Raw genomic sequence first — 24,949 nt, forward strand, 5'->3', positions numbered from 1 at the left:
AGCCCTCCACTCTGCAACACTTCGTCAAGGTCCGCAATGCTTCTGAGGAGCTGTGGTAGGATGCCTGCTGTCTGATAAGCCAGTTGCACTTGCATCGAGGAGAGCACCTTGAGTCTGAGAGTTGCTGTTGTGGGGGGCGGCCCAGCCGGAGCCTCTGCTGCCGAAGTTCTGGCCCAAGCTGGAATCGAGACCTTTTTGTTTGAGCGGAAGCTGGACAACGCCAAGCCCTGCGGGGGCGCCATTCCCCTCTGTATGGTCTCCGAGTTCGACCTCCCCGAGGGGATCATCGACCGCAAAGTGCGCAAGATGAAGATGATCTCCCCTTCCAACTATGAGGTGGATATCGCCCTCGAAAAAGAAAACGAGTACATCGGCATGTGCCGCCGCGAGATCTTGGATGCCTTCTTGCGCAATCGTGCCCACCAAAAAGGGGCGGAGCTGATCAACGGCAAGGTAATGCATCTGGAAATCCCCCAGAATGGCCGGGATCCCTACATCCTGCACTACAACGATTTCTCTGACGGATCGAGGCAAGGGGTGCCGCGTTCTTTGGCTGTGGATGTGGTGATCGGGGCGGATGGGTTCCACTCCAAGGTGGCAGAAGCCATTGGTGCTGGCGACTACAACTATGCGCTGGCCTTTCAGGAGCGCATCCGGCTCCCAGACGACAAAATGGCCTACTACGAAGAGCGGGCAGAGATGTATGTGGGGGACGATGTTTCTCCAGACTTCTATGCCTGGGTGTTTCCCAAGTCCAACCATGTGGCTGTGGGCACCGGCACCATGAAGGTGAACCAAGCCCACATCCAAAAGTTGCAAGCTGGGATCCGCGCCCGTGCTGCCGAGCGTATCCGCGGCGGCCAGGTGATCAAGGTGGAAGCCCATCCGATCCCAGAGCATCCCCGCCCGCGCCGCGTGGTGGGCCGTGCTGCTTTGGTGGGAGATGCGGCGGGATACGTAACCAAATCCAGCGGCGAAGGGATCTATTTTGCCGCCAAGTCAGGCCGCATGTGTGCCGAGACCCTTGTCGAGACCTCCAACGGCGGCAAGCGCATTCCCACAGAGGAGGATCTAAAACTGTATCTCAAGCGCTGGGATCGCCAGTACGGCCTGACCTACAAGGTCTTGGACATCCTGCAGCGGGTGTTCTACCGTTCCAATGCCACCCGCGAAGCCTTTGTGGAGATGTGCGCCGACCGGGACGTGCAGAGGATGACCTTTGACAGCTACCTCTACAAGACGGTAGTGCCCATGAGCCCTTGGGTGCAGTTCAAGATCACGGTCAAAACCCTGGGCAGCCTGATTCGCGGCAACGCTTTGGCTCCCTGAAGTAACCCTACTGCCACTGGAAGGTCACCGTGACGCGATCCCAATTGGCCTCGGTTTTCAGCACACTGGCGGAGGCCCTTTGTCCGGGGGGCACGTCGCTGGGCTCAAACGCTGCCACTCGCGTATCGACAACTTCTTCTCCCCGATAGAAGGTGAAACGAGCACGGGCGTTGAGAACCGTGCGGGTGCTGCGGTTGATCGCTTCCACGCTTAGGCGGCTACCGGCCCCCACTCGTTCTTCCCGAATGGATCCCACGATTACAAAATCTCCTGGGCTAGCGGCAGACTCGGCTGGGGTGGCGGTCGGAACTGGGGTGCCAGGCTGTGGGGCCGTCTCGCTTTGCTTGGGATCCGACTGCCTCAGCAGCTCCAAAACACGGGCCAACTCCTGCTGAAAGAAAACAAAGGCTTCCCGCGATTGGTTGGCCACCTGGGCCAAAATCAGTCGATCCGACTCCTCTACCGGAATTTCCAGGAGGGGAGCTGGCCCTTTTAGGGTGACTCGGATGCTGGCGACTTCTTGGTTGATGAACTTATCCAGGTAGGGAAAGATGTTGAGAATGCAATCTTGGAAGGATCCCATCGGCATGATGCGATTGTTGGTCAGCACCAAGTCGGCCCGCTCACAGCTAGTCCGATCCTCCATATCAATTTCCAAGGGCACCCGAAAGGAGCCGAGGCTGGTGTTGGTGATGGTAACCCCAATGCCGTACACCTCCTGCCGCCAGCCATGAACGATCTCCAGGCTGGGGCTGGTGACTTCCTCGGTGAAATACTCTCCGGCCCAGGTCGGGGATCCCCACAGAGGCAGGGCCAGTAGCAGCACAGGGAAATGGCAGGTCAGTCTCCCCTTCACCTCAACCTTCCTTCACTCAACCGGCGGACTGCGAGGCAGAAGAGGTGTTTCTTGCTCCCCCGCGATGGCAATAGCCTAACCTAGGGTCGGCGCAAACCAGGGGGAGTCTTTGAATAATCTTTCCAACAATAACGGCTTTGAACTTCATCCGCTCTGCCCAAAAATAACCCGGTGCCTATCTTCATCAAGCTGGGGGTTGCCTTGGCGGTGGATCCCAAGGGCCATTTTGTCGGGGCAGCGCCACCGGCTTTGCCGTTTTCCGCCTTGCCAAGCAAGGGATCCCGTCTGCGATAGGATCAGAAAGTCCAGCTTACTAGCGCAGGAGCCCCGCCCTCTGTCCGTAGGACGAGGGTCGGGAGGAATGCGGAAGTTACGATAGAACCATGACCCAAGTCCTGACCGTCTCCTGCAAGCTCAAGGTGTCCCAGTCGCAAGCCGCAAAGTTGGATGCGACAATGGATGCCTTTGTGCAGGCGTTGAACTGGGTCAACCAAAACACACCAGAGAAGGTAGTTAACGCCGTTAAACTTAAATCTCTGTGCTACCGCCAAATCCGGGCCCGGTTCGGCTTGTCCAGTAACTTGGCAAGGACTACGTCCCGCTTACGCGACCAGCAGGTCTGCAGACGGCTGGCCGGTGCCCGTAAAGTTGCCCAACAGAAAAACCGTCCGGTCAAAGCGTTCAAGAGAGGCTTTGCGACCTACGATGCCCGTATCTTTTCGTTTCGCGAGAAAGACTGGACGGTGTCGCTGACCATGGTGGAGGGTCGGGAGCGCTTTGAGCTGGCGATTGGCCGTTACCAGAGAGAACAGTTGGCAGGCTCCAATCCCAAATCTGCCACTCTGGTCAAGCGCAAAGACGGTTTCTACTCCATTCAAATCTGTGTGGAAACGGAGCCATCCCCACCGCAACGCACGGGTAGAGTGCTGGGGGTGGACTTGGGAAGGACGGATATTGCTCATACGTCAGAGGGTGATAACTGGAATGGACAGCAGTTGAACCGAATCCGAGACCACTACTCCAAGCTGAGGGCGGCACTCCAACGCAAAGCCAGTAAGGGCACCCGCAGTTCGCGGCGCAGATGCCGTCAACTGTTGCAACGGCTGTCTGGCAAGGAGAGGCGCTTTCAGGCGTGGGTCAATCATCGCATCTCCAAAGCTATTGTCTCTAGGGCAAAGGCGACAAACAGCGCTATTGCTCTGGAAGACTTGACAGGGATTCGGGAAAGGGTCAATCAACAGCCACGCAGCAAGACAGAGCGTAGGCGGGCAAATAGTTGGGCGTTTTATCAACTCCGTCAATTTTTGGAGTACAAGGCTCTGCGTGCGGGGGTTGCTCTGATTCTTGTTCTGCCTGCCTACACGTCGCAGACCTGCCACCGGTGTTTGCACATTCATCCCGACCCTGCGCAATCCTACCGCAGTGGGAAGCAGTTTAAGTGTGGACACTGTGGATGGGAAGGGGATGCGGATTTGAATGGTGCGAATGTGATTGCGCTTTTGGGGGCTGTCGTAAACCAGCCTAGAGGTTCGGGCTTGTTTTGTTCTCTGGTAGAGCATAACAGGCTCAGGGCTACTGAAAGCCCGCGCTACACTGCTAAGGCGGTGTAGGGTCGGGTAGTTTACAAAGTGCCAAAATCCTAAGAGCCTCAGATCGAGTGCGACCGTGTTCCTCACCTTCTCAGCAGTATGGCTAGATCCTCAGCGTCGTGGCTCAGTCGGCTCTCCTTTTTGCGAGGGCTGATCTTCATCTTGGCCGTGGTGGTTGCCCTCGTTTACTTGGGCTTCAGCCGGGAGGTTCGCCTTGGCCTTGACCTCAAGGGAGGAACCCAGCTCACGCTACAAGCTGTGCCCACCGAGGAGGTGCCTGAAATCACCCCCGAAGTGATGCAGGGGGTAGAAGCCGTCATCCAGCAGCGGATCAACGGGCTGGGGGTGGCTGAGCCTCTGGTGCAGATCAGCGGCCAAGACCGCCTGTTCGTGCAGTTGCCGGGGGTGGCGGATCCGGATCGGGCCATTGCTCTCCTTGGAGATACAGCCCAACTGGAGTTTCGCAAGGGCTTGGTTCCCGTCGGCGCGCTGCCCCGCAACGAGCGGGGAGAGATAACAGCGGGGGAGGATCCGGATACTCTGTTTGAGCGGGTCGGCCTCACCGGGGATCTGCTGCGCAATGCCTATCCCCAAGCCCCTCGCCGCGGATCCCAGAGTTGGGAGGTGCTGCTGGAGTTCAAGCCGGAGGGGGCAGAAAAATTTACTCAGCTCACCCGAGATCTGGCCGGAACAGAACGTCCATTGGGCATTTTTCTGGACGACGTGTTGATCAGTGCCCCGATCGTGGGGCCGGAGTTTGCCCGCACCGGCATTACCGGCGGGACGGCGGTGATCACAGGCAACTTTACGGTGGAGACGGCTACCGATCTGGCGGTCAAGCTCAGGGCAGGAGCGCTGCCGGTTCCCATTCAGGTGATTGAAAATCGCACTGTCGGGGCCACTTTGGGGGAAGTGAGCGTGCGCCGCAGCCTCTATGCCGGGATCGGGGGCCTGGTGCTGGTTTTCGTCTTTATGGTGGCCTACTATCGCCTGCCAGGGCTGATTGCGGACATTGCTCTGCTTATCTACGCCCTCTGTACCTTTGCTCTGTTCCAACTGCTGGGGGTAACCATGACTCTGCCGGGGATCGCCGGCTTTATCCTCAGCATCGGCATGGCGGTGGATGCCAATGTGCTGATCTTCGAGCGCATCAAAGAAGAGTTGCGGGCCGGCAAATCCATCTACAAGTCCATTTCGGAAGGGTTTAACCGCGCCTTCAGCAGCATCCTGGACAGCAATGTGACTACCCTTTTGGTCTGTGGCGTGCTTTTCTGGCTGGGGATGGGACTGGTGAAAGGGTTTGCGGTAACCCTGGGCATTGGCATTCTGGTGAGCTTCTTTACGGCCATCACCTGCACCCGTAGCCTGCTCTTGGCGGCAATGGGGATCCCCAGCTTGCGCAAACCTGAGTTTTACGGCGTTCGGATGGAGACAGCTCAATCATGACGGCTCAAGAGCTATCCCCCGTAGATCCCGCCTCTCGGTTGCTCGACTATCGCTTCGACATTGTTGGACGGAGCAAGCTGTGGTTCAGCTTGTCCTTGGCGGTGTTGCTGGTGGGGCTGGTCAGCATGGCCTTTTCCCTGGCTTCTCTGGGAACTCCCCTGCGGCTGGGGTTGGATTTTTCCGGCGGCACCTTGCTGGATCTGAGCTTTGAGCGGCCTGTCACCACCGAGGAGCTGCGACGGGCGCTGCAGGAACACAACCTGGGCACCAGCATCATCCAGCTGGACACCCAAACGGGCCAGGAAGCCCTGATCCGCATGCCCCCCTTGACTGAGCAAGAGCGGCTGGCCGTGGAAGCCACCCTGCGGCAGGAGGTTGCCTCCTTCCAGCGCAATCTGGTCGAGACGGTTGGCCCGACGGTGGGTCGTCTGCTCCTGCGTTCCGGCATCGTGGCCGTGCTCATCTCTTTCGGCCTGATTGTGGTGTATCTGGCCCTGCGCTTTCAGTGGGATTACGCGGTGTTTGCCATTGTGGCGCTGCTGCACGATGTAGTGTTGACGATAGGGCTATTTGCCCTTTTGGGCCTGACGGTGGGTATGGAGGCGGACAGCCTGTTTGTGGTGGCGCTGCTGACCATCATCGGCTTTTCCGTCAACGACACCGTGGTCATCTACGACCGCATCCGCGAGAATCTGCGTCTGGTGAGCCGCAAGGTCAGCCTGGCCGAGGTGGTAAACCTATCTCTGAACCAGACCTTTGCCCGCTCCCTGAACACCACCCTGACGACGATGCTGCCCCTAGTTGCCATCGCCATTTTCGGGGGAGCTACCTTGAAGGGGTTTGCCATTGCCCTGCTCATTGGCTTTACTTTGGGGGTGTATTCCAGCATTTTTATCGCCAGCCCCCTGTTGGTGTGGTGGCGGCAGCAGCGCTATGGCAAAAGTAGCGAAGATGCCCGCGCAGGCAGGGATCCCGATTCCCTTCCCTCTGAGGGCTAGGGCCCCGATATCGGAAAAATTGGGTCGATTGGGTGGGGATCTGTCGTTCGCGCTGAGACGGTGTCCTCTGGGTTCACCATTGCAGTCTTTGCCCATGGGAGATCAGGTAGCGCTGTAAATCGGCTATTTTGCCTTGCGGTACGATCTGAGCTGGGATCAGGCCGGGAGCTTGACTGCGCAGCCAAGCCACGGTCAGGCCTGCTGCCGAGCCGATGGTCCATTCACCGTAATGCACGCGGGTGGCGGCGTTGACAATGTGGCTGACGGCGATCCCTTTGCCGCCGATGAGCAGGTTATCCACCTTCTGCGGGATCAGGGCTTCCAAGGGAATGAGAATGGGACGGACGGAAAACTCGTTGACTGGCGCGGAGCTGGCCGAAAGAGAGGGCTCCCAGTTGCGGTAGCGACAGCCGTGGATATCGATGGCGTAGTGGGTAACCCCCACCACGGTAGGTCTGAAGTCCCGCCCCCCGGCGGTGCCGACGCGAATATCCTGCTCCAACATCAGGAACTCTGCTTGGCCGTAGGCAGCTCGCCCCAGGATGCGCCGACCTTCGCGGATGTAGGGGTAGAGGCTAAGGCCAGAGCGAGTGCCCAGCAAGGACTCTTCGGCAAACACCAAGGAGAGGGGATAGCCAGAGCGGGATTGAGTTTCCATCAGCCACTCGGCAAACAGCAGGGCGTGGTTTTCTCCATCTTTGATGGCTGAGACATCCAGGCCCCCCAGCCAGTTGTGGCGCTGCCCTGAGGCCACTAGCCGCTCTTCCGTCAGGATCAGGGGCGGGTTCATGATCCCCCAATCGTTGCCGCGGTTCCAGTTCACCAGCGTCAGGTCGCCTGGAACGGGTGTGCTGTAGAAGGGATCCCGGCGACCCTTGCTGACGATGCGGCGGTAATTGAAAAAGCTCTGGCCGCTGAAGGTGGGGAAACCTTCCATGTCGAACTCGCGGCGGTGTTCGGCGCGGGAATAGCCTGGTTGCAGTTGGGCCAGCTCGGCGCGGGAGCGACCGCCATCGTCGTGGATGGCTAGCACGAAGGGAAAGGCAAAGGCTTGAGTACACTCCGGGTTGCTGGCGGGGGCAGCATTGGGCTCGCCGGTCACATCGTGCCCTTCCGAACCCAGCCGATAGGGGATCCCGGCCCAGCCCACCAGCTCTCCGGTATCGGTGGCATCGATAACAAACAGGTTGCGGCCTGGTGGTGCCTGCAGCCTCAACACCCGTTTGGCAAAAACTTCCGTCTCCTGCCAGCCATACCAGCTCACCAGCTCCCGCCACAGCCGTCCCGGTGGCACAAAATCGGGATCCCGGGGTTGCCGCTGCACAGCGTAAATGCTTTCAATCCGGGATCCATCGGCGCTGAAGGTGGCCCCCTTGAAAGCCGTTTGGGTAGCCCAGCGACTGTTGGGGGCATTTTGGGCTGCCTGTTGCAGCCAGGTTTCCACCGCCTGCAGCCCCGCCTGAGGCGGAAAACACAGCCCTCCCACCCAGCAACTGTTGATCTCGGCCACGCGGGTTCCCGGCGGGATCCCTGTCCAGGCCGGCAGATGCACCGGCTGGCTTTCGATCAAGGCCTTGAACTCCAGCCAGTGGCGGGAAAAATTGCCCCGCTGCCGCATCGGCAGCGATTCATCAATGGCCGATACCCCCTGGGAGGTAATCTGACCCCCCAGCCAAGGGGTAAGCTCGATGAGACAGGTCTGCACCCCCCCTCGCATGGCGTGGCCCGCTGCCGCCACACCCCCCAAGGATCCCCCCACCACCACCAGCTCGCACTCCCAAATCTCGTCCGGCTGCGGCAAGGGATCCAACAAGGGCCAACCGTGGGCGGTAAAACGGGGCACCTCCGGCTCGGAGACGGCAACAGGGGATCCCACCTCTGGCTGGGAGAGGGCGGCAAACCCCATCCCGGCCACAAAGCTCAGCAGCGACAGGATCCCCAGCCCCACAGTTCGCTTGGGCTCAGATCCCCGGCACGCCGCAGCCGTCTTTTTGCCAGCCATGCTCACTCACACCCCCGGCCTTTCCCCGGCAGGAGAAATCCCCTTGAGAATAGCTGAGGAAACCGACATTGAGGCCAGCCAGGATCCCTGCCACAGGGCATAATGGGCTAGCAACTTTTTAACGGCAACGGCGGGATCCCATGGGACGGGCAAAGAAGGTGGTATTGGCCTATTCAGGCGGGGTGGATACTTCCGTCTGCATTCCCTATCTCAAGCACGAGTGGGGGGTGGAATCGGTGGTGGCCCTGGCAGTCGACTTGGGGCAGGGGGCGGAGCTGGAGGCCATTCAGGCCAAAGCCCTCAGGGCGGGGGCAGAGCAATCTCTGGTGCGGGAGGCTGTCCAGGCCCTCATTACCGACTATGCCTTCCCGGCCATCCAGGCCAACGCCCTCTACGAGCAGCGCTACCCCCTTTCCACGGCCCTGGCCCGACCCCTGATTGCCAAGCTGCTGGTGGAAGTGGCGGAAGAGGTGGGCGCCGATGCGGTGGCCCACGGCTGCACCGGCAAAGGCAACGACCAGGTGCGCTTTGATCTGGCTATTGCTGCTTTAAATCCCCAGCTCAAAGTGTTGGCCCCTGCCCGCGAGTGGGGGATGACCCGCGAGGAGACCATTGCCTATGGGGAGCGCTACGGGATCCCCATGCCCGTGCAGAAGTCCAGCCCCTACAGCATCGACCTCAACATTTTGGGCCGCAGCGCTGAAGCCGGCATCCTAGAAGATGCCGACCGGGAGCCGCCGGAGGAAGTGTATGCCCTCACCCGGCCTATTTCCCAGACACCCGACGAGCCCGCCTACGTGGAGATTGAGTTCGAGCAAGGGATCCCTGTCGGGCTGGATGGGCAGCGCCTTGGCCCCAAAGCCCTCTTCGAGCAGCTCAACTCCTTAGCTGGCCTGCATGGGGTGGGCCGCATTGACATGATCGAAAACCGCCTGGTGGGGATCAAGTCGCGGGAGATCTACGAGTGCCCCGCTTTAACCGTCTTGATCCAAGCTCACCGCGAGCTGGAAAGCCTCACCCTCACCCGCGATGTCATCCATTACAAGTACGGCATCGAGACCACCTACAGCCAGTTGATCTACAACGGCCTTTGGTACTCGCCGCTGCGGGAGGCTCTGGACGCCTTTATCCGCGCCACCCAGAAAAGCGTCACCGGTGTCGTGCGGATGCGGTTGCACAAGGGCCAGGCGGTCTGTGTGGGCCGTCGCTCTCCCTACTCTCTTTACAACCCAGAGCTGGCCACCTACGGGGAAGGGGATCAATTCGACCACCGCGCCGCCGAAGGCTTTATCTACATCTGGGGCCTGCCCACCCGCGTTTGGTCGCAGGTTCACAGAATCTAGGAATCCCCTCCTGGCTCGAGGTTGGGGGGAGCACGCTAGCCCTGCTGCTTGGGATCCCAGACTCAGCTCCCAATTGACAATTGAATTCCCAAAACCCACTTAAGTCCCGGCAGTCCACGTGTTGCCGTACTCGATCTGCTCTGGAGTGAGGCTGTCGATTTGGATCCCCATGGCTTTGAGCTTGAGGCGGGCAATGGCCTCGTCCACCTCGAGAGGAATGGGGTGCAGCCCTGGGGCCAAGCGGCCCCGGTTTTTCACCAGGTATTCGCAGGCCAGGGCCTGGTTGGCAAAGCTCATGTCCATGACGCTGGCGGGGTGCCCTTCGGCAGCAGCCAAGTTAATCAGGCGGCCTTCCCCCAGCACCACCACTGACTTGCCCGACTGCAGACGGTATTCTTCCACAAAGGGGCGCACCGTCTGTCGGGAGACGGCCCGCTCCTGCAGCGCCACCAGGTCGATTTCAATGTCAAAGTGGCCGGCGTTGCAGACCATCGCCCCATCCTTCATGCGGTCGAAGTGCTCGCCGCGAATCACGTGCTTGTTGCCGGTGACGGTGATGAAGATGTCCCCCAGAGCAGCGGCTTCTTCCATCGGCATCACCCGGAAGCCGTCCATCACCGCCTCCAGAGCCCGCACCGGGTTGACTTCCGTGACAATCACCTGGGATCCCATGCCGCGGGCCCGCATGGCCACTCCCTTGGCGCACCAGCCGTAGCCTGCCACCACCACCGTTTTCCCGGCCAAAAGAATGTTGGTGCAGCGCAGGATCCCGTCCAGGGTGGATTGGCCGGTGCCGTAGCGGTTGTCGAACAGGTGTTTGGTCTCGGCGTCGTTGACGGTCATCACCGGGAAGCTGAGCACCCCCGCCTTGAGCATGGCCCTAAGGCGCACCAGGCCAGTGGTGGTCTCTTCCGTGGTGCCGATGAGCTCCGACAGTTGCTCCTGACGGTGCTGCACCAGCTCCGCCGTCACATCTCCGCCATCGTCGATAATCAGGTTGGGGCGGTGATCTAGGGCAATCTGGACATGGCGGCGGTAGGTGGCCACATCTTCTCCTTTGAGGGCAAACACCGAAATGCCATGGTCCGCCACCAGGCTGGCGGCCACATCGTCTTGGGTGGAAAGGGGATTGCTGGCAATGAGAACGCTATCCGCCCCCCCTGCTTGTAGAGCCAGGGCCAGGTTGGCCGTTTCGGTCGTAATGTGGCAGCAGGCCACCAAGCGCAGCCCGGCAAAGGGCTTTTCTTGAGCAAAGCGCTCCCGGATCTGGGCCAGCACCGGCATCTCCCGCGCCGCCCACTGGATCCGTTGCTTGCCCAGGGGGGCGAGGTTCAGATCTTTCACTTCATGCTTCGGGAGAGACAGGGTAGCGCTGGTCATCGAGTGTTGCTCCAAACAGGGTCATCGAGAGAGGATAGGGGAACGGAAACTGCAAGCCCCAAAGGGGGCCAGGCAGCCATTAAAGATCAGCAAGGATGTCGATAAGCCTGAACTATTCTGCCACAAGGGATCCCCTTTCAGCGCTGGGGCTGGATGTAGGCAACCGCCGCATTGGCGTGGCCGGCTCCGATCGGCTGGGGCTGCTGGCTACTGGCCTGGGGGTGATCCAGCGCCGTTCCCTCTCAGAGGATATTGCCCAAGTGCAGGAGTGGATCCGCCGCCGCCAGGCCACCGTGGTGGTGGTGGGGATCCCCCTTCTGGCGGATGGGTCGGTGGGATCCCAGGCCCGCAAAGTCCAGCGGTTCGTGCGCGCTTTGCAGGTGGCCGTGGATCTTCCCATTGTTACCGTCAACGAATACCTGAGCACCGCGCAGGCGGAGTGGGATCTGCGCGAGGCGGGGATCCCGGCCAAAGCCCAGAAGGGCTTAATCGATCAGCAGTCGGCGGCAGTGATTCTCCAAACTTGGCTGGACGAGCGACGGGCTTCCCCGTCAGAAGTGCCGGCTTGGCAAAGCTGGGACAACACAGACTACGCTGGAGAAGTCTAGCCGGGAAAGTTTAAATCAATTCAAGCCCAAGGTGGGCCATCCCTCGTTGCCCCTTCTGCATCAGCAGGGTGTGATTGTTAAGTCGGGGCCTTTCGCGCAACTTTGATAACGTCTGATAACGTCACGTGAACCATCCGAGCATGAATCGCATTTGCATTCTTGGGGGCGGCTTTGGCGGGTTGTACACAGCTTTGGAACTGAGCCGGCAACCCTGGCCAGAACCACCCCAGATCACCTTGGTCGATCGGCAGGAGCGGTTCGTCTTTGCCCCCCTGCTTTATGAGCTGCTCACCGGAGAAATGGAAGACTGGGAGGTGGCCCCCCGTTTTCAAGATCTGCTGCCCCCGGGATCGGTGCAGTTTCGCCGCGGATCTGTCCAGGCCATTGACCCTCAAGCCCGCCGCGTGGAGCTGGAAGATGGGCAAAGCTTGGAGTACGACGCGCTGGTGCTGGCGCTGGGGGGAGAAACCCCTCTGGAGAGCGTTCCGGGAGCGGCGGAGTTTGCTTTTCCCTTTCGCACCCTGGCAGATGCTCAGCGGCTGCGCGCCCACCTGAAGGCGTTGGAAGACCGGGATCCGGCTCAGCCTGTGGCTCTGGCCATTGCAGGAGCAGGGGCTAGTGGCGTGGAATTGGCCTGCAAATTGGCGGATCGGCTGGGCTGGCGGGGACGGATCCGCCTCATCGAGTTGGGATCCCAAATCTTGTCCGGCTTTGCTCTCTCCAGCCGGGAGGCGGCCCAAGAGGCGCTGGCCCAACGGCGGGTGCAGGTGGAGTTGCAAACCAAGGTCTTGGGCATCGAGGCCCTTGGCGAGAACGGCGCCCCTCCCTTCCATCTGCAGCTGCAACGGCTGGAGACCCAGGAGATCGCCACAGATCTTGTGGATGCTGTGCTGTGGACTGTCGGAACCCGACCGGCAGCGGTGATTGCCAATTTGGATCTGCCCAAAACGGAGCGGGGACGGCTACAGGTTTTGTCCACCCTACAAACCCCCACCTTCCCAGAGATCTTTGCCTTGGGAGATGCAGCAGCGGTGGTGGATGCGGAGGGCAAGCCGGTGCCGGCCACAGCCCAAGCGGCTTTTCAACAGGCCGGTTATTGCGCCTGGAACCTGTGGGCTTTGCTCACCCAGGAGCGGCCTCTCTTGCCCTTTCGCTACTTTTCTCTGGGGGAAATGCTCAGCCTGGGGGTGGATACGGCGGTGCTTTCTGCCCTTGGCGGCCTCACACTGACCGGCCCCCTGGGCTATTTGGCCCGGCGAACTGCCTATTTGGTGCGCCTGCCCACACTGGAACACCAGCTCAAGGTGGGATGGAATTGGATCACCCGCCCCCTGTGGCAAGGGCTGCTGGCCCGCTAGGATCCCTGTAACTGGCAAGAGCGCTCGTAGGCCGCTCGCACTGCCTGCATCAGGGCTCCCCGCACCCCCGCCTGCTCCAAGGCTTGGATCCCGGCAATGGTCGTCCCCCCTGGACTGGTGACCCGGTCTTTGAGAACGGCAGGGTGCAGATTTTCTTGCTGCAAGAGGGCAGCAGTACCCGCCAAGGTCTGCAGGGCCAACTGGGTAGCAATGGGACGCGGCAGCCCCACCTGTACCCCTCCGTCTATCAGCCCTTCCAGAATCACCGCCAGATACCCCGGCCCGGAACCCGAAAGTGCCGTCACCGCATCCATCTGGCTTTCGGCCACCGTCACCACCTCGCCCACCGCGCGAAACAGCTTCTCCACCTGCTCCACCTGCATAGGCGTCACCCCTGGCCCGTAGCTGATGGCCGTTATGCCCGCCCCCACCAGCGCCGGCGTGTTGGGCATCGTGCGCACCACCTTTTGTTTGGGAAAAGCCTGCTGCAACTGCTGCAAGGGGATCCCGGCCATAATCGAGATCACCAGCTCTGTGGCGGACAGCCGGCCCATCTCAGCCACCACTGTCGGGAAGAGCTGCGGTTTAACGGCCAGAAACAGAATCTCAGACTCTCCCGCCTGGGATGGATCCGCCAACAATCGGATACCCAGCTCCTGCTGCAGGGCCACAGCCTTATCCAGATCAGGCTCCCGCAAGGCCACCTGCGCTGCAGGATAAACTCCCACAGCCACCCAACGCCGCAGCAGAGCGGATCCCATGGCTCCACCCCCGATAACACTCAGCAGTGGCCGCTCCATAGCAACTAGTGCTGACCTACTGCCTGCAGATGCTCATAGGTGCTGGGCCAGAGGGGGGTAGGGCTTTGCAAAGGGCGCTGCAGCGGCTGCACCACTTGGCTACTGGGGGTGGAAACCATCACCGTGCTGGGGGTGAACAAAAAAATGTTCTCTCCGATGCGCTCTTGGTGGCCATCGATGGCGTAGGTGCCGCCGGCAACGAAATCCACAGAGCGCTGCGCCTCAGCGGGATCCATTAGGGTCAAGTTCAGGATCACCGTCTTGCGCTCCCGTAGGTACTGGATAACCTGAGCCATCTCATCGAAGCTGCGCGGCTCCATCACCACCACTTCACTGGTGGGTGGGTTTACGCCCGGTAATCCAATCACGTTGCTCCCCATACTGCCCCCTGCTGAGCGATCCCGATGTTGACTGCGCCGATGGCCCCGCGACTCTTCTCGACCGGCAGAGCCTTCCCCTGCTTCCACTCCCCGTTGCCGCCGCCCTCGCGGAAGGGTACTCACTTCCTCCTCTTCGGGGGGAGCAGCCGGTTGGGAACGGCGTCCCTCGTAGAGCAGTTGGTAATCATCCTGCCCTTCCATTTCAGAGTACTCCTCCAGGCCGTCCACGGGATCATTCAGACCCACAAAATCTCTCACCCTGCTCCAGATTCCATTGACATTCATATGCACATCCTCACTACAGGTCATGGGTTTACGGCGAGCGTAGGATTCAGGCTCTTGATTGGATCCTGAGTGGCTCACTCAAGCTAGGGGGCGTCCTTTTATTTATTCTCGGTCAAAGTCTTTCAATAGGCTGAGACAGGGTTTGCTCAGGAAGCTGCCGAAGCAGGTGGGGGCTAACGTAGGTTAACAAAACCCCATTGATTCGACGACTAGAGTTTACCCAGAAGAAGTGAAGATGTCATCTCACTTGCCAAGCCGTTGTTTGGCAGGATTGAACTCTGCTCCCCGTCTGGATTGAGCACATATTAACGGAAGTAACGCAAATGATTGCAAATTTCCCCAAAATTTCCCCAATAGGGCAAATCCTGGGCGGGATCCCCCCGCTTTTGATCGAGCCAAGCCAAACTCTCGCCCCGAAGGTACCCCGCAGGGCGACTCCGGAGTTCGCGGCTTTACACAAAATTTAATCACAATTTAACAGCTTCACAGAGGCCACATCTATTTCCGCTCGGCGTCGGCAAACAAAGCACGCCCCAGTCGGATCAAGTTAGAGCCTGCTGCCACCGCCAGGGGGTAATCGTCGGACATACCCATGGAGAGGGTGTGCAACTGCAGATGCTCGTAGCCACTGCGCTGGATGTAATCGGCCAGTTCGGCCAGCTTGCGAAACAGCTCTAGGGCCGCCTCTGAGCTCAAGCCCAAAGGCAAAATGGTCATCAGGCCCACGATTTGCACCTGCAGCAGTTGGTTCAGTTCGGGCAGGCTTTGCAACAGATCGGGGATGGGCCAGCCAAATTTATTGGGATCCGGAGCCAATTTAACCTGCAGGCAAAGCTTGGGGGTGAGGTGCAGCTCCCAGGCTTTTTGGTTGATCAGCTTGGCCAGGCGCAAGCTATCGACGCTGTCAATCCAGGTAAATTGCTTGAGGGCCGGTTTGACTTTGTTGGTCTGCAGATGCCCGATCAAGTGCCAGACGATATCGGTCAGATCTTGCAGTTGCCCTTGTTTGACGGCGGCTTCTTGCACTCGACTCTCCCCAAAGTGGCGGATCCCAGCCCGATAGGCGGCGCGGATGTGGTCGGCACTGTAGCCTTTGCTCACCGCCATGATCTCCACATGGTCTGGGATCTGGGCTCGGATGGCCTGAATGCGGCTGTGGATGAGCTGCTCGTCGAGGGGCATCGTCAGGTCAGCAGGCCGGGGATCTCTATCCCCATTCTCGTTCCAATTGGCAACAATGCTCTGGGATAGATTTTTGCAGAACCCAGAGCCAACGGGCTGTCCGCTACCGCTGCCAGGGATCCGGTCGGGAGATGATCACGCGGGTGCCGGGCGCCAGTTTGCGCGCGTAGTCCAGCTGCACCACTTCTGGGTTTTGCTTCAGGGCTTCCCCCTGGAGGCGAATGGCTTGGGCTTCTCCTTCTGCCAGGATCACCAATCGTTGTTTTTCCAGCTCTGCTTTTTCCACGAGGAAGCGTTCCCGCTCTTTCTCTTGCTCGGCAATTTGCTTTTGCTCGATGGCCGTTTGGAATTGGTCGGAGAAGCGGACATTGCGCAGCAGCACGTTTTGCAAGATCAGGTCATTCTCAGCAAAAATGCTGGAGAGCTGCCGCTCCACATTTTCCTGGATCTGCTCGCGTTCTTCCGAGAAAACGGCGATGGCGCGGTGCAAAGCCAGTTCATTGCGCACCACCGTCCGCACCTCTGGGCGAATCACTTTGTCCACGTAGGAAGGGCCAATGGTCTGGTGCAGGTGGGCCACTTGGTCGGGATCCAAGCGAAAGCGCACCGAGACATCGAGGGAGATCTGCTGGCCGTCGGCGCTGAGCACTTTCAACGCATCATCCCCCTGGTTTTCGGAGCGTTGGGAGGCCATGGTGTAGGTTTGGGTGCGCACGTCATAGAAGATAGGCGTTTCCACCAGCGGCAGCAGGAGGTGCAGCCCTTCTCCCAGCGGCTGCGGCTTCAGCCCCGTCAGGGAGTTGAACACCACGGCCCGTGTGCCGGCAGGCACCACCACCAAGCACTGCAGCAAGGTGGCCAAGAGGATCAGCAGCAATGCCCCACCCACCAAGGGAATCCAGGACAAAGCGGGAAGTTCAAAAGCAGGACGACGGGGGTGGGCCGATTTCACAGGTGTGTTACCCAAAAACCTAAAGAACTCGAACAGGTGCCCCGGGGATGGCCGGCCAAGCTCTTCTTGAGCTTAACCCAAGGCCGCAGCCAAGATCTGATAGGCCAGTTTGGCGACCGTGAAGGCGCTGCGGCGATCGGTTTCCCGTTCTCCCGTGACCGACAGCTCGACCACATCGGCGCCGACAATTTGCCGTTGCTGTCCTAGCGCCCGGATCAGCTCCACCGTCTCCCACCAGCCCAAGCCGCCAGGTTCGGGGGTACCGGTGGCTGGCACAACAGCGGGATCCAGCCCATCCACATCCACCGTCAGGTAAACCTGGGGGCCCAAGGTGGCGATCACCTCTGGGATCCACTCCTGGGCCGGCTTGGCGTGCAGGCTGTGGGCAAAAAAGGTGTGCAGACGGCGCTCGCGAATGGTCTGGCGGTCTTCGGCGCAGATGGAGCGGATCCCCACTTGGGTGAGGCGGCTGCCCACTTGCTCCACCACGCGGGCCATGGCAGAAGCATGGGAATAGCGGGATCCCTCGTAGCTATCTCTCAGGTCGCAGTGGGCATCGATTTGCAGGACGTGCAGCTCCGGATAATGGGCCAGGTGGGCAGCAATCAGGGGCCCGCTGATGGAGTGCTCCCCACCAATGGAAAGCAGGAACCGCCCCGGTCTCACCCACTCGGCAGCGCGACGCTGGATTTCGGCCATAGCCAGCTCCTGGGCGGAAGATCCCAGACCTTCCAACTCCACCGGGGGGGCCGTCCAGTAGCGGGAGATCTCTTCCGAGAAGTCGGGGTGAAGAGCTGGCTGGCGATCCCGTACCTCGTCGTAGATCTCCACATAGGCAGAAGCCTGCAACAGCGCCTGAGGACCTTTGGCGGTGCCTTTGCCATAGGAGGTGGTGGCCTCGTAGGGGACGGGCAGGAGAATCGCTTGGGCCATCTCCGGATCCGGCTCAGGCAGGCCCAGGAAGGGGAAGGGAGAGCGATACATGATGGCTTGCAAGAAGGGATCCCTATTCTATTGAAGAATTGTGGTGAGCCAAAAGGACTGGGATGATGGGGTAAAGAGGGACCCTTGTGGGATTGAGGCAAACCCTCTAGACTGAGCAAAGGCTTCCCCAAGCCCAGTTTTAGCAGCCATTTGTTTTCACTCCTCTTAGACTGCCTTTCCACAAGCTGACGAGCCTATGACCACTGCCTCTCACGCTGCTCTTTTCGACGCTCTGGCCCAACGTCGGGCCCTCAAGATCATCAGCGGTCTACAAAACTTCGACCTGCAGTCGGTTCTGAGCATCACCCGCGCCGCCCAACAGGGAGGGGCCACTTGGGTGGATATCGCTGCCAGCCCCGAATTGGTGCAGCGGGTACGCGCCCAGATCGATCTGCCCATCTGTGTGTCGGCGGTGGAGCCGCAGCAGTTGGCCGCAGCCGTACAGGCAGGAGCAGACATGGCCGAGATCGGCAATTACGACAGCTTCTACCCTTCAGGCCGCATCTTCTCCGCAGCGGAAGTCCTAGACCTTACCCGCCGAACCCGCTCTCTTCTGCCCCGCACGCTCTTGTCGGTAACCGTTCCCCACACTCTGCCTCTGAATCAACAGGCAGAATTGGCCGAGAAACTGGAGGATCTGGGAGCCGATCTCATCCAAACCGAGGGCAGCACCAGTGCCGAGCCGGTTCACGGGGGATCCCTGGGCCTGATCGAGAAGGCTGCCCCCACCCTGGCCGCCGCCTATGAAATTAGCCGTGTGGTCTCGGTACCGGTTATCTGCGCTTCCGGCCTCTCGACGGTAACAGTGCGCTTGGCCATTGCTGCCGGCGCTTCAGGTGTAGGGGTGGGCAAAGCTGTCAGCCGGCTCCAGGATGAAGTGGCCATGGTGGCTCAAGTGCGGGCGTTGGTGGAGGCCCTGGGGGGATCTGGGATCCCTGCCCTTGTCTAAGCTTGACCGAAAACCTGGGTTTCCAGCCCCGTCCTTCCAGGGTGGCTTTGTGCTCATGTCAACCTCTCGCGCCAGCATGCGCTGGTGCATTTTTTTAGGCCGTCGGCTCGGTTGACCCGCCCCCGAGTCATGCTCTGCAGAGATTCCAAGTCCTGAGCCCAGACATGGTTGACAATGCGAGGGATCCCTTTTTGAACTGTCCATGAGCTGGCAACGCCCAGATAATCGCACCGCTGCTCAATTGCGCCCGGTTTCTTTTGAGCGCCACTTTACCCGCTATGCCCCTGGCTCGGTGTTGGTCAAGTTCGGCCATACCCATGTCCTTTGCACCGCCAGTGTGGCCGAAGAAGTTCCCCCTTTTCTGCAGAACACCGGCCAAGGCTGGCTGACGGCTGAGTACCGCATGTTGCCCGGAGCCACGCAACAACGACAGCCGCGGGAGATGTTGAAACTATCGGGTCGCACTGCCGAGATCCAACGGCTCATCGGGCGCAGTCTGCGCGCCGCCTTGGATTTTCGCAAGCTGGGATCCCGTACCATCACCGTCGATGCCGATGTGCTGCAGGCCGATGGCGGAACGCGCACCGCTGCGATCACAGGGGGCTATGTGGCTCTGCACGACGCCATCACTTGGCTGTACAAACAGGGGGCGCTGGATCCGGCCCAGGGATCCCCGCTGCGGCAGCAGGTGGCGGCCCTTTCAGTAGGAATTGTGCAGGGAGAGGTACTTGTGGATCTGTGCTATGAGGAAGACAGCCAAGCCGAGGTGGACATGAACATTGTTATGAACGAGCAGGGATCCTTCATCGAGATCCAGGGCACTGCCGAAGCCGCCTGCTTCAGTCGCCCGCAACTGCTACAAATGTTGGAGATGGCCCAAGCCGGGATCCAAGAATTGCTCCAAGCCCAACGGCAGGCTCTCAATTTAGAAAGATAGAGCCATAGCCGGACCCTAGCCTTGCAATGGTAATCCTTCAAGGCACTGCATATGGGATTGCATGGGTGTATATCCTGGTTGGCAAAGCGGTATTCCCTTGCTGTAAAGGAATGGCCGGGAAAGCTAAGATCAGCCAGTTGTTAAAATAAGTGAGCTCTCTGAAGCTGATACATTTACGCTGAACACTGCTGAACATCACTGTTCAACTATGCAGCGATAGCATTCTGTTTGTTTCCAACCAGAATGGCGGTATCCCGCAAAGCTTTGAGTAGAATACCCAAAGCGCAGTTTCCGTGTCGTCTTACTACCAATTTTCTGCTTTGCTTTGGCTACCATGTTGGCAGACTCGAAAGTAAACAGAAAGATCAACTGGTAGTAATCCGTACTGAACATATTATACATTATTTTCAGTATAGTTGAGCTTATTATTGACTAGAGTCATGCTCTCCTTTCGACGGTTTGAGCGTGTGGCTGAGGTGAATCGCTGCTCATTTGGCCTGAAGAAGTTGGCCCGGAGAACGCTGCATGTCCCGTTTTGTGTTCGGCTCGGAGGAACTTGCGCCACTGCTCAGGCAGCAAGGTTGGCGGTTTACCACTGGATATCTGCACATTCACCTCAAGGGACTGGATCCCTCTGAGGGTGCGGAACCCTGGGTGTTGACCTACTACCACGGCAGGCTGCTTTTTTCTGCCGATCAACCCCTCAACACGCAAATCCTGCTGAAACGACTCTCCCGCTTTATTCCTCGCCTCAACTTGGAATGGCCACAGCGGGCCATCTCGGTGGTGCAAGAGCGCTTGATGAAAGACCATTCCTTACCTGAGCTGCTGGAGGCTATCACGCAATTGGGCCTGCTCAAGCCGGGGGAGCTGGAAGATGCCCTGTGGCTCAACCTGCTTACCGATTTCGACCGCTACCTATTCGAACGGGCAGGCACCTGTTACTTTGAGGTGCAGGAGCAGGTCGCCCAAGAGGCCCCCATTGGCGGGTTTGAGTTGGAGCCGCTGCTGCAAGAAGCCGCCCGGCGCCACGATCGCTGGGCAGATTTGAAGGTGGCGATCCCAACCCTGTTGGCGGTGCCGGTGGTCAATTGGGAACGGGTCAACCGCTACCGCATCACCGATGAGCAACGACAGAAGCTCCACACCCTCACCAAAGATGGCCAGTCGCTGGAAGCAATCGCCAAGAAGCTGTGCCGGGATCGGCTGGAGGTGGCCAATCTCTTTGCCTCCTGGGCGAAAAAAGGTTTGGTCAGCCTACAAACACCCCAAGAGCTGCTGCAGACCAAGCGCCACAACCCGATAACCATCTTGGCGGTGGACGACAGCGTGGTGATGCAGGAAATCCTACGGCAGTATTTGCCCAACTATCAGGTGATTACAACGGGCAACCCTGCCGAGGTGCTTCCTTTGTTGTTTCAGCATCGGCCCCACCTGTTGTTGATGGATATCGCCATGCCGGGGATCGATGGTCTAGAGCTTTGCCGCATTGTGCGCAGCTTAGAAGAGTTTAAGTCCCTTCCCATCCTGATGGTTACCGCTCGCGATGGTCTGCTGGCCCGCATCCGCGGCAAATGGTCGGGGGCAACCGCCTACTTGACCAAGCCCTTCAACGAAAGTCAGCTTAATGCAGAGGTGAAGCGGCTTCTGGCCCAACAGCCGCCTGCCCACAGACAAAATCCTCTGTCGGTTCAGGGAGGCAGAACAGGTCATCCTGCCCTGTTTCAGGGATCCCCCCGTTCCCTCGAGGATCAAGCCAAGGCGTAGTGTCCTTCTGAGTTGATCCCCGTCGCCATTGGCTTTCCTGTCAAAATCAACAAAGGTTTTATGTTAGATAAGAAGTCAACTCAAGAGACCATAACTTGTCTGGGCTGACTGCTAATGTCAATGGATTGATAGCTCATTAGGACATGCCCAAAAGAGAAAAATAGGTTGCCGGGGATTTCAGAAACAAGAGACGAAGTAAGCATCCCATACACTGAAAACTTATCCGATCAACCTTCCTCATTGTCATCACGACCGGCTACTTCAATCTCTCTCAGGAACTGGCTTTTCCCCGCTGGCATTAGAGGTCGTTTAAGCCTTAGAGAAGTCTCACAAGGCTTCTGGCAAAAGAGTCCATACTAAGGGTACCGACAAACAAGCCCTGAAGACATGAAAAAAGATCGAACAGGGTTCAGCAGGCACTTCTGAAGGCAAACCAGAAATATTAAACGCTGTCGTGGATCCCGGCAAGATCAATGAGAGGGAGAAATCAAGCAGAAATTGCTCAGGATCCATGGACAGGGAGCCCAAGAATACGTAAAATCGAGTAAAGAATGTAAAGAAAACGCCACACTTCTCCAATTGGTCCCGATCCCCAAGGAGCATTATGCTGCGACTGGAACACATTAGCAAAATCTATCCCACCGGTGAGGTGCTCAAGGATGTGAACTGGGAAGTTAAGCCTGGGGATCGCGTCGGCCTAGTGGGAGTAAACGGGGCCGGAAAGACCACCCAGCTCAAGATTATCTGCGGGCAAGAAGAACCGACCAGCGGCGAGGTGATCCGCCCCGCCAACCTGCGCATCGCCTATCTCACCCAAGAATTTGGAGTGGATCCCGCCCGAACGGTGCGAGAAGAGTTCTGGACAGTCTTTCAAGAGGAAAACCGCATTCACCAAGAAATTGCCCAAATCACCCAACAGATGGAGCAGGCGGACGCGGACACGTTGGAAACCCTTTTGCGCCGTCTAGATCGTCTACAGCGCCAATTTGAGAGTTTACATGGCTATGAACTGGAGGCGCGTATTGAGAAAATCCTGCCGGAAATGGGGTTTGAGCCGGAGGACGGGGATCGGTTGGTGAGCGCCTTCAGCGGCGGCTGGCAGATGCGCATCAGCCTGGGGAAAATCCTGCTGCAAAAACCCGATTTGATGTTGCTAGACGAGCCGACCAACCACCTAGACTTGGAGACCATTGAGTGGCTGGAAAACTACCTCAAGAGCTTGACGATCCCCATGGTGATTGTTTCTCATGATCGAGAGTTTTTGGATCGGCTTTGCACCCAAATTGTGGAGACGGAGCGAGGAGTTTCTACGACATACTTGGGTAACTATTCTCAATACCTACTCCAAAAAGCTGAACGGCGAGAGGCACAACAAGCTGCCTACGAACGTCAGCAAAAGGAAATTGAAAGGCAACAAACCTTCATCGATCGCTTCCGGGCCAGTGCCACCCGCAGCACTCAGGCCAAAAGCCGCGAAAAACAACTGGAAAAGATCGAGCGGGTCGAAGCGCCCATTGGCGACGTGCGTACCCTCAAGTTTCGCTTTCCCCCTGCTCCCCGCAGTGGTCGCGAGGTGGTGAAGATCGAGAATTTGACGCACATTTATGGAGATAAGATTTTGTTTTTGGGTGCGGAGCTGTTGATCGAGCGTGGGGATCGCGTCGCCTTTCTGGGGCCCAATGGGGCAGGAAAATCCACTCTGCTGCGTCTTATCACCGGCCTAGAGCAACCTACCGAGGGATCTGTGAAATTGGGAGCACACAATGTGATCCCTGCCTACTTCGAGCAAAATCAAGCAGAGGCTTTGGATCTGAGCAAAACCGTCTTGGACACCATCCATGACGAAGTGCCCGACTGGAAAAACGAAGAAGTGCGCACGCTGTTGGGTCGCTTTTTGTTCAGCGGCGACGCCGTTTTTAAGAAAGTAGCGGCTTTGAGCGGGGGAGAAAAAGCCCGCTTGGCGTTGGCGAAAATGCTACTTCAGCCGGCCAACCTACTGATTTTGGATGAGCCCACCAACCACTTAGATATCCCGGCCAAAGAGATGCTGGAAGAAGCTTTACAGCATTACGATGGCACGGTGATCCTTGTTTCTCACGACCGCTACTTTATCTCAAAAGTGGCCAACAAGATTGTAGAGATTCGCAACGGAGAGTTGGTCGCCTACCAGGGCAACTATCACTACTATCTAGAAAAGATCGCTGAAGAGAAAGAGAAAGCCCGACAAGAGCGAATCGCTGCCGAAAAACGAGCCAAAGAGCGAGAAAAACAGAAAGCCAAAAAGGCAGCCGGCAAAACCTAAGGAGCCAAAGCAATGTTTACGGGCCTGATTCGAAGTTTGGGCACAGCCCAGTTGATCAATTCTTCACAGCTACGGGTTACCTGTCCCCGGTTGCAACCTCAGTTGGCCTATGGAGATAGCGTGGCGGTGGACGGCCTTTGCCTGACGGTGGTGGAGATTCTGCCCGATGGATTTTTGGCCGATGTTTCGCCGGAAACCCTGCGGCGCTCGACTTGGGGCCAGGGATCCCTCGGCCCGCGCACAGTCAACCTGGAACCGGCGCTGCGGGTAGGAGACAAGTTAGGGGGGCATTTTGTCAGCGGCCATATCGATGGGGTGGGGCAACTGTGGGATCAAGCCGCCACTGGCAACGCCTGGGAGCTGAGCTTCAAGGTTCCTGAAGAGATCGGGCGTTACATCGTACCCAAGGGCAGCGTGGCGGTGAATGGGGTGAGCTTGACCATTGCTGAGGTGCGCCAAGGGGGCTGCTGGTTCAAGGTGGCTGTGATCCCCCAAACCTACCGCGAGACCAACCTTTCTCAGCTCCAAGTTGGGGATCCCGTCAACATAGAGGCGGATATTTTGGGCAAGTATGTGGAAAAATTGCTGGGCTTGCTGCCCCCCGAGAGCAGCGTTTCTCTGGAGTTTCTGGCCGAGCATGGCTATATCTAGGTACCTTTCCCATGATCCACCCCGAGGAAGTTGAGCGCCTGCGCGGCGTAAATGTTTATCTCATTGGGATGATGGGCAGCGGCAAATCCACCGTGGGAGCGGAGCTGGCAGCCCAGTTGCGCTTTCAATTTTTCGACACCGATGGTCTGGTGGAGCAGGTGGGGGGTTCTTCCATCGCTCAGATCTTCGCCGAGCATGGGGAAGCCTACTTCCGGGATCTGGAGACGCAGGTGTTGGCCCAGTTGAGCAGCTACACCCGGTTGGTGATCGCCACAGGCGGCGGCGTTGTGTTGCGCCCCAAAAATTGGAGCTACTTGCACCATGGCCTCACCGTTTGGCTGGATGCGACCCCCGAGCTGATTTGGCAGCGGCTCAAGCGGGATCCCGGCCAACGCCCCCTGCTGCAAACCCCCGACCCCCAAGCTGCCCTGTACAAGCTGATGCAAGAGCGAGAGCCGTTCTACGCCCAAGCCGATGTGCGGGTGCCCATCCGGTCAGAAACTAGCCCGCCCCGGTTGGTTGAACAGATCTGGCAAGCCATTCGCGCCCGCTTGCGAGATGGGATCCCCTCCTAGCCACCTCATGCCCATTACAAAAAACAAAAAGGGATCCCTTGGGGGATCCCTGAACTCTTCAATACTCAAGTGGATTACTTAAGATTCGCCGGGAGCGGATCCCTGACGCAGCCAGGGTAGCTTCCTTTAGAGCGCATTGCCGCGGGGGAGGACTTCTTCAGGGAACTCAAAGCGCTCATGGGGCTGGTCCTGCGGCGCCATCCAGGCCCGAATCCCCTCGTTCAGCAAAATGTTCTTCGTGTAAAACGTCTCAAACTCAGGGTCTTCTGCCGCCCG

Annotated in this window: 22 protein-coding genes and 2 pseudogenes; 14 read left to right on the top strand and 10 right to left on the bottom strand. The window is 58.7% G+C overall.

The features are described 5' to 3' along the window. Window positions 1-108 precede the first annotated feature (108 nt). Window positions 109-1,329 (top strand): geranylgeranyl reductase, encoded by a 1,221-nt coding sequence (gene chlP / locus ACVWYZ_RS10925; protein ID WP_457467064.1) that lies wholly within the window; start codon window positions 109-111, stop codon window positions 1,327-1,329. A gap of 7 nt (window positions 1,330-1,336) precedes the next feature. Here chlP and ACVWYZ_RS10930 read toward each other — a convergent pair whose 3' ends face one another. Next, window positions 1,337-2,185, bottom strand: a complete 849-nt coding sequence (locus ACVWYZ_RS10930; protein ID WP_414331048.1) for a hypothetical protein — start codon at window positions 2,183-2,185, stop codon at window positions 1,337-1,339. Between the two features lie 171 nt (window positions 2,186-2,356). On the opposite strand from ACVWYZ_RS10930, the gene ACVWYZ_RS10935 reads away from it, so the two are divergent. From ACVWYZ_RS10935 to secF, 4 genes are all read left to right on the top strand, one after another. Further along, entirely contained in the window at window positions 2,357-2,479 is a 123-nt protein-coding gene (locus ACVWYZ_RS10935; protein WP_457467065.1) for a hypothetical protein, read from the top strand. 89 nt (window positions 2,480-2,568) lie between these two features. Continuing rightward, window positions 2,569-3,795, top strand: coding sequence for an RNA-guided endonuclease InsQ/TnpB family protein (locus ACVWYZ_RS10940; RefSeq protein WP_457467066.1), 1,227 nt, complete (start codon window positions 2,569-2,571; stop codon window positions 3,793-3,795). Window positions 3,796-3,873: 78 nt separating this feature from the next. Next, window positions 3,874-5,220, top strand: a complete 1,347-nt coding sequence (secD, locus tag ACVWYZ_RS10945) for a protein translocase subunit SecD (protein WP_457467067.1) — start codon at window positions 3,874-3,876, stop codon at window positions 5,218-5,220. Further along, window positions 5,217-6,218, top strand: a complete 1,002-nt coding sequence (secF, locus tag ACVWYZ_RS10950; RefSeq protein WP_457467068.1) for a protein translocase subunit SecF — start codon at window positions 5,217-5,219, stop codon at window positions 6,216-6,218. The genes secD and secF overlap by 4 nt, the downstream gene beginning before the upstream one ends. Before the next feature lie 73 nt (window positions 6,219-6,291). Here secF and ACVWYZ_RS10955 read toward each other — a convergent pair whose 3' ends face one another. Further along, window positions 6,292-8,124 carry an FAD-dependent oxidoreductase gene (locus tag ACVWYZ_RS10955; protein WP_457467076.1) on the bottom strand — a complete coding sequence of 611 codons (1,833 nt, stop codon included), beginning with the start codon at window positions 8,122-8,124 and terminating at the stop codon, window positions 6,292-6,294. A 236-nt stretch (window positions 8,125-8,360) separates the two neighbouring features. On the opposite strand from ACVWYZ_RS10955, the gene ACVWYZ_RS10960 reads away from it, so the two are divergent. After that, window positions 8,361-9,563, top strand: a complete 1,203-nt coding sequence (locus tag ACVWYZ_RS10960; protein WP_457467069.1) for an argininosuccinate synthase — start codon at window positions 8,361-8,363, stop codon at window positions 9,561-9,563. A gap of 99 nt (window positions 9,564-9,662) precedes the next feature. Here the strand turns inward: ACVWYZ_RS10960 and ahcY are convergent, their stop codons facing one another. Next, window positions 9,663-10,943 (bottom strand): adenosylhomocysteinase, encoded by a 1,281-nt coding sequence (gene ahcY / locus ACVWYZ_RS10965; protein WP_011433351.1) that lies wholly within the window; start codon window positions 10,941-10,943, stop codon window positions 9,663-9,665. A 95-nt stretch (window positions 10,944-11,038) separates the two neighbouring features. Between ahcY and ruvX the strand changes: the two genes are divergently transcribed. Together ruvX and ACVWYZ_RS10975 are read left to right on the top strand one after the other, a co-directional pair. After that, complete coding sequence (gene ruvX / locus ACVWYZ_RS10970) at window positions 11,039-11,551, top strand: Holliday junction resolvase RuvX (RefSeq protein WP_457467070.1); 513 nt, start codon at window positions 11,039-11,041, stop codon at window positions 11,549-11,551. Between the two features lie 140 nt (window positions 11,552-11,691). Continuing rightward, entirely contained in the window at window positions 11,692-12,909 is a 1,218-nt protein-coding gene (locus ACVWYZ_RS10975) for an NAD(P)/FAD-dependent oxidoreductase (RefSeq protein WP_011433349.1), read from the top strand. Here ACVWYZ_RS10975 and proC read toward each other — a convergent pair. From proC to speB, 5 genes are all read right to left on the bottom strand, one after another. Next, window positions 12,906-13,709, bottom strand: coding sequence for a pyrroline-5-carboxylate reductase (gene proC, locus ACVWYZ_RS10980; protein ID WP_011433348.1), 804 nt, complete (start codon window positions 13,707-13,709; stop codon window positions 12,906-12,908). The two genes, ACVWYZ_RS10975 and proC, sit on opposite strands and share 4 nt — an antisense overlap. Window positions 13,710-13,714: 5 nt before the next feature. After that, window positions 13,715-14,290, bottom strand: coding sequence for a cell division protein SepF (locus ACVWYZ_RS10985; RefSeq protein ID WP_414351079.1), 576 nt, complete (start codon window positions 14,288-14,290; stop codon window positions 13,715-13,717). 582 nt (window positions 14,291-14,872) lie between these two features. Next, window positions 14,873-15,556: a YggS family pyridoxal phosphate-dependent enzyme gene (locus ACVWYZ_RS10990; RefSeq protein ID WP_457467071.1), complete on the bottom strand. Its 684-nt coding sequence runs from the start codon at window positions 15,554-15,556 to the stop codon at window positions 14,873-14,875. Between the two features lie 103 nt (window positions 15,557-15,659). Continuing rightward, a complete protein-coding gene (locus ACVWYZ_RS10995) occupies window positions 15,660-16,508 on the bottom strand; it encodes a prohibitin family protein (protein ID WP_011433345.1) in 849 nt (282 codons plus the stop codon). A gap of 72 nt (window positions 16,509-16,580) precedes the next feature. Then, a complete protein-coding gene (gene speB, locus ACVWYZ_RS11000) occupies window positions 16,581-17,504 on the bottom strand; it encodes an agmatinase (RefSeq protein ID WP_457467072.1) in 924 nt (307 codons plus the stop codon). Window positions 17,505-17,688: 184 nt separating this feature from the next. Between speB and ACVWYZ_RS11005 the strand changes: the two genes are divergently transcribed. Together ACVWYZ_RS11005 and rph are read left to right on the top strand one after the other, a co-directional pair. Beyond that, the gene (locus tag ACVWYZ_RS11005) at window positions 17,689-18,441 is read left to right on the top strand and encodes a DUF561 domain-containing protein (RefSeq protein WP_457467073.1); all 753 of its coding nucleotides are present in this window, start codon (window positions 17,689-17,691) and stop codon (window positions 18,439-18,441) included. A gap of 202 nt (window positions 18,442-18,643) precedes the next feature. Continuing rightward, window positions 18,644-19,378, top strand: a complete 735-nt coding sequence (gene rph / locus ACVWYZ_RS11010) for a ribonuclease PH (protein ID WP_011433341.1) — start codon at window positions 18,644-18,646, stop codon at window positions 19,376-19,378. 206 nt (window positions 19,379-19,584) lie between these two features. Here the strand turns inward: rph and ACVWYZ_RS11015 are convergent. Continuing rightward, window positions 19,585-19,768: pseudogene (locus ACVWYZ_RS11015) on the bottom strand (hypothetical protein); the annotation flags it as partial. A 135-nt stretch (window positions 19,769-19,903) separates the two neighbouring features. Here ACVWYZ_RS11015 and ACVWYZ_RS11020 point away from each other — a divergent pair. The 4 genes from ACVWYZ_RS11020 to ACVWYZ_RS11035 all read left to right on the top strand — a co-directional run bounded on the left by ACVWYZ_RS11020 (window position 19,904) and on the right by ACVWYZ_RS11035 (window position 24,673). Continuing rightward, window positions 19,904-21,145, top strand: coding sequence for a response regulator (locus ACVWYZ_RS11020; RefSeq protein WP_011433340.1), 1,242 nt, complete (start codon window positions 19,904-19,906; stop codon window positions 21,143-21,145). Window positions 21,146-21,749: 604 nt separating this feature from the next. Beyond that, on the top strand, window positions 21,750-23,447 hold the full coding sequence (locus ACVWYZ_RS11025; RefSeq protein ID WP_414332172.1) for an ABC transporter ATP-binding protein: 1,698 nt from the start codon (window positions 21,750-21,752) through the stop codon (window positions 23,445-23,447). A gap of 12 nt (window positions 23,448-23,459) precedes the next feature. Further along, window positions 23,460-24,098 (top strand): riboflavin synthase, encoded by a 639-nt coding sequence (locus tag ACVWYZ_RS11030; protein WP_457467074.1) that lies wholly within the window; start codon window positions 23,460-23,462, stop codon window positions 24,096-24,098. Window positions 24,099-24,109: 11 nt separating this feature from the next. Next, window positions 24,110-24,673 (top strand): shikimate kinase, encoded by a 564-nt coding sequence (locus ACVWYZ_RS11035; RefSeq protein ID WP_457467075.1) that lies wholly within the window; start codon window positions 24,110-24,112, stop codon window positions 24,671-24,673. A gap of 126 nt (window positions 24,674-24,799) precedes the next feature. On the opposite strand, the pseudogene ACVWYZ_RS11040 reads toward ACVWYZ_RS11035, so the two are convergent. Continuing rightward, window positions 24,800-24,949 (bottom strand): annotated as a pseudogene (locus ACVWYZ_RS11040) (photosystem II D2 protein (photosystem q(a) protein)); the annotation flags it as partial.

This window comes from Thermostichus sp. MS-CIW-37 (assembly GCF_054060065.1).

Excerpts from the sequence above, each read along its gene's own strand:
- proC (WP_011433348.1), bottom strand. The coding sequence starts at position 13,709 with ATGGAGCGGCCACTGCTGAGTGTTATCGGGGGTGGAGCCATGGGATCC.
- ACVWYZ_RS10960 (WP_457467069.1), top strand. The coding sequence starts at position 8,361 with ATGGGACGGGCAAAGAAGGTGGTATTGGCCTATTCAGGCGGGGTGGAT.
- ACVWYZ_RS10975 (WP_011433349.1), top strand. The coding sequence starts at position 11,692 with ATGAATCGCATTTGCATTCTTGGGGGCGGCTTTGGCGGGTTGTACACA.
- rph (WP_011433341.1), top strand. The coding sequence starts at position 18,644 with ATGAGCTGGCAACGCCCAGATAATCGCACCGCTGCTCAATTGCGCCCG.
- secD (WP_457467067.1), top strand. The coding sequence starts at position 3,874 with ATGGCTAGATCCTCAGCGTCGTGGCTCAGTCGGCTCTCCTTTTTGCGA.
- ACVWYZ_RS10955 (WP_457467076.1), bottom strand. The coding sequence starts at position 8,124 with ATGGGGTTTGCCGCCCTCTCCCAGCCAGAGGTGGGATCCCCTGTTGCC.
- ruvX (WP_457467070.1), top strand. The coding sequence starts at position 11,039 with ATGTCGATAAGCCTGAACTATTCTGCCACAAGGGATCCCCTTTCAGCG.
- ACVWYZ_RS11030 (WP_457467074.1), top strand. The coding sequence starts at position 23,460 with ATGTTTACGGGCCTGATTCGAAGTTTGGGCACAGCCCAGTTGATCAAT.
- ACVWYZ_RS11005 (WP_457467073.1), top strand. The coding sequence starts at position 17,689 with ATGACCACTGCCTCTCACGCTGCTCTTTTCGACGCTCTGGCCCAACGT.
- secF (WP_457467068.1), top strand. The coding sequence starts at position 5,217 with ATGACGGCTCAAGAGCTATCCCCCGTAGATCCCGCCTCTCGGTTGCTC.
- ACVWYZ_RS10990 (WP_457467071.1), bottom strand. The coding sequence starts at position 15,556 with ATGCCCCTCGACGAGCAGCTCATCCACAGCCGCATTCAGGCCATCCGA.
- ACVWYZ_RS11025 (WP_414332172.1), top strand. The coding sequence starts at position 21,750 with ATGCTGCGACTGGAACACATTAGCAAAATCTATCCCACCGGTGAGGTG.
- ACVWYZ_RS11020 (WP_011433340.1), top strand. The coding sequence starts at position 19,904 with ATGTCCCGTTTTGTGTTCGGCTCGGAGGAACTTGCGCCACTGCTCAGG.
- ACVWYZ_RS10985 (WP_414351079.1), bottom strand. The coding sequence starts at position 14,290 with ATGGAAGGGCAGGATGATTACCAACTGCTCTACGAGGGACGCCGTTCC.
- ACVWYZ_RS10940 (WP_457467066.1), top strand. The coding sequence starts at position 2,569 with ATGACCCAAGTCCTGACCGTCTCCTGCAAGCTCAAGGTGTCCCAGTCG.
- ahcY (WP_011433351.1), bottom strand. The coding sequence starts at position 10,943 with ATGACCAGCGCTACCCTGTCTCTCCCGAAGCATGAAGTGAAAGATCTG.
- ACVWYZ_RS11035 (WP_457467075.1), top strand. The coding sequence starts at position 24,110 with ATGATCCACCCCGAGGAAGTTGAGCGCCTGCGCGGCGTAAATGTTTAT.